The organism is Arsukibacterium sp. (assembly GCF_036735525.1).
GTDB lineage: Bacteria > Pseudomonadota > Gammaproteobacteria > Enterobacterales > Alteromonadaceae > Alishewanella.
Genome location: NZ_DAINOE010000035.1, coordinates 13655 through 16635, shown reverse-complemented (window position 1 = coordinate 16635; position 2981 = coordinate 13655). Strand labels below are relative to the sequence as shown.

Genomic DNA, 2981 nt, shown 5'->3' with positions numbered 1-2981 from the left:
AGGTGCCGACTACTTTGGAGACCAGGTGCATCACATAGGAATAACGATCTACTTTCAGCAGCTCTTTCACATAGCGGCTGCCAGGTACACTGATCCTTGCCACATCATTACGGGCTAAATCGACCAGCATCAGGTGTTCGGCTTTCTCTTTTTCATCCTGCCTCAGTTCCAGTTCAATGCGGCTGTCCAAATCGCGGTCTATACTGCCATCGGCATTAAAGCCGCGGCGGCGGGTGCCGGCAATTGGGTAGATTTCTACCTGACGGCTTTTAGCATCAAATTTCAGGGCCGACTCAGGTGAGGCACCAAACAAAATAAAGTCGCTGTCCTTCAGGTAAAACATGTAAGGGCTGGGATTTTGCTGCTTTAAACGGCCATAGGCTGCCAATGGATCAGGGCAGGGCAGCTGAAAACAACGTGAGGGCACCACCTGAAACACATCACCGGCGACAATGTTGTGCTTGAGCTTTTCCACCTGCTGCACAAAGTCGGCGTCGCTGATATCCACCCGCGCTTGCAATAATTCAGCGTCAACCGTCACTCTTTGTTGTGCTGTAGGCTCAGCTTGTAATAGCTGCTTTAATTGCTCCAGCCGCTTGCCAATGACAAAGCAATTGGCGGCGGCCTGTTCGCCACAAAATACGTTGCCAATAACCCGGCTTTGCTGGCGTTGATGATCCAGTACTAACAAGGTTTCGGCTAAATAAAACACATAATCCGGGCATTGGTTTTCAGCCATTGGCACTTCGGGCAGTTGCTCCACTGTCGCTACCATGTCATAACCAATAACCCCGCCTAACATCACGGCAAAGGGTTCATTACTGTGGCAGCGTAACTGCTGCTGAATAGTACGCAGCACGCTAAAAGGGTTGGCGGCATTCAGCCTTGCTTGCTCCTCGAGTAATAATGGCGGGCGTTGATAGGTAACACTAAGATGTTGCTGATGCTGGCTGACGACGGCTTCAGCTGTTAATAACTCAGCCAGATAAGGCAGTAAGGCCTGGCCATTACTGCTAATGGCGGTAATTTCCACGCTTTGATCCTTACAAACAATGCGCAGCGCAGCATCAATAAGCAGTAAACTTTTTAAATTGTCCTTGCTGTCAATCTCGGCCGACTCTAATAACAAAGAGCAGGGGCTTTGCGCGGTAAGCGATTGATAGCAGGCCAGTGCATTCGCCTGATACGGCAACGACATGGCGATACTGGCCACTTCGCCTGGCGTATCGGTAATGTGACTAAAAATCATCTGGTTATCCTTTTTCTTGTCACGTTAATCGTTATTTCTGGTGTTATCGCCTATTTCAAGCCAGTGAGCAGGACATAAAAAAAGCCCGCTTCTGCTGGAAACGGGCTTTGGTAAATAAAGCGAATACAACGCCTACACATGCCCGTTGGGTATGTGCCACCACCAGTTAGTCAGGGTTAGGGTTGTGATAAATTGCATTAGCTTTAGTGACCTTTTAAATGACTTACGTTACTGCGCCACACATAAAACCGCAAAACGGGGTGTGGCGTCAAGTGCTTATTGCTTATAATACAGAAATAAAAACGTATAAGCGGCCGGATGGCTGTGTATCGTTCGCTTTACTGCTGTTGCTGCAACTGTTCAATTTTCTTCCACAGATCTTCGCTTTCCTGTGTTAGATCAGCGAATAGCCGCATATCGCCGTTGCGCTGTGCATGCATCGCCTGCTCAAGTTTCTGATCATAAGCTTTGCGTAATTTTTTTACCGGATCAGGTTTTAACCAGCCAAACATGTGTAATACCACCATGATTAATTATGTAATGTTAGCCAATACGGATACTCAAGCCAAAAAGTTCACCCGTCTTTACTCAGTCAGCCTTTTCTGATTCATGGGGTGGCTGATACTGAGGCGCGCTATGCTGCTGACGTTGCCAGTCAGGGGGCATAAACAGATGTTTTAGTCTTTGCTGCAAAGGACCGCTTTGCTGCATATCTTTAAAAAGCGCGACATACTCATGCGTGCAAAGGGTCAGCAAGCGGTCATCCTTTGGCGGGCGGGTAATGCCATATTGTGGCGGTTGCTGGGTCTGCTCATCAACAAAGGTGGCAAATAACCGATCCCAGATAATAAAAATGCCGCCATAGTTACGATCAATATAACCTTCATTACGGCCATGATGCACCCGGTGATGGCTGGGAGTATTAAAAAGGTATTCTATCGCCGGATGCAGTTTTTTAATTAAGGTGGTATGAATAAAAAACTGATAAACCAGCGATAGCGCAAAGGCGATGCCAATCCAGATAGGATGTAAACCTAGTAAGGCTAATGGCAGGTAAAATAGCCAGTTACCATTAAAGATGTTAGTGGCATTCTGTCGCATCGCCGTGGAAAAATTGAAACGTTCTGATGAATGATGTACCACATGTGCCGCCCAGAACCAGCGAAGTCGATGACTGCAGCGATGCATCCAGTAAAAACAAAAATCGACACTGATCAGTGTGAAGATGGCGGTGGCGGCAGTTAACTCCCAGCTAAAAAGCCGGTAATGATAAGCCAGTGCATAAACCGGAAAGGCAATTAAGCCGGCAAACAGCAGTTCAGTCAGTTGGTAGCCTGCACCAAGCATAAAGTTTTTCAGCGCTTCCTGCAGGTTCATTAATGTTGGCTGAAGACGAATTATCCGATATTCCCACAAGGCCACACCGATAAAAAATGGCGTGGCCAGCACAAATATCAGTTGCCGGGCATCCAGTGCCAGCCAATGGCTGATAGTGTGCCAGGCCGTCAGTAAGCCACTGTTCGCCCATAGTGTTGTTATGTTTTCCAGCATCGCCTTCCTCTGGTGTTTCACCCTCTATGTATGGCATTGTCGGCTATAATTCACAGTAAAAATTGACATTTGACGACATATTTTTGATGATTGACGCCAACTTAACGCTGGATGATAGGCATGAGTGCGATTATACGGGTAACCGGAGCCTGGACCTCACTGGCGATGGATTGGTTAACGC

3 protein-coding genes are annotated in these 2981 nt (G+C 47.5%); all 3 read right to left on the bottom strand.

Annotated features, from left to right (window positions below):
* Positions 1–1249, bottom strand: a 1249-nt coding sequence (locus V7D78_RS08765; RefSeq protein ID WP_333608069.1) for an anthranilate synthase component 1, incomplete at its 3' end; no start/stop codon positions are given.
* Positions 1250–1587: 338 nt separating this feature from the next.
* A complete protein-coding gene (locus V7D78_RS08760) occupies positions 1588–1761 on the bottom strand; it encodes a DUF6435 family protein (RefSeq protein WP_333608068.1) in 174 nt (57 codons plus the stop codon).
* Positions 1762–1837: 76 nt separating this feature from the next.
* On the bottom strand, positions 1838–2800 hold the full coding sequence (locus V7D78_RS08755) for a sterol desaturase family protein (protein ID WP_333608067.1): 963 nt from the start codon (positions 2798–2800) through the stop codon (positions 1838–1840).
* Positions 2801–2981 lie beyond the last annotated feature (181 nt).

Coding starts and splice junctions, on each gene's coding strand:
- V7D78_RS08755 (WP_333608067.1), bottom strand. CDS start 2,800: ATGCTGGAAAACATAACAACACTATGGGCGAACAGTGGCTTACTGACG.
- V7D78_RS08760 (WP_333608068.1), bottom strand. CDS start 1,761: ATGTTTGGCTGGTTAAAACCTGATCCGGTAAAAAAATTACGCAAAGCT.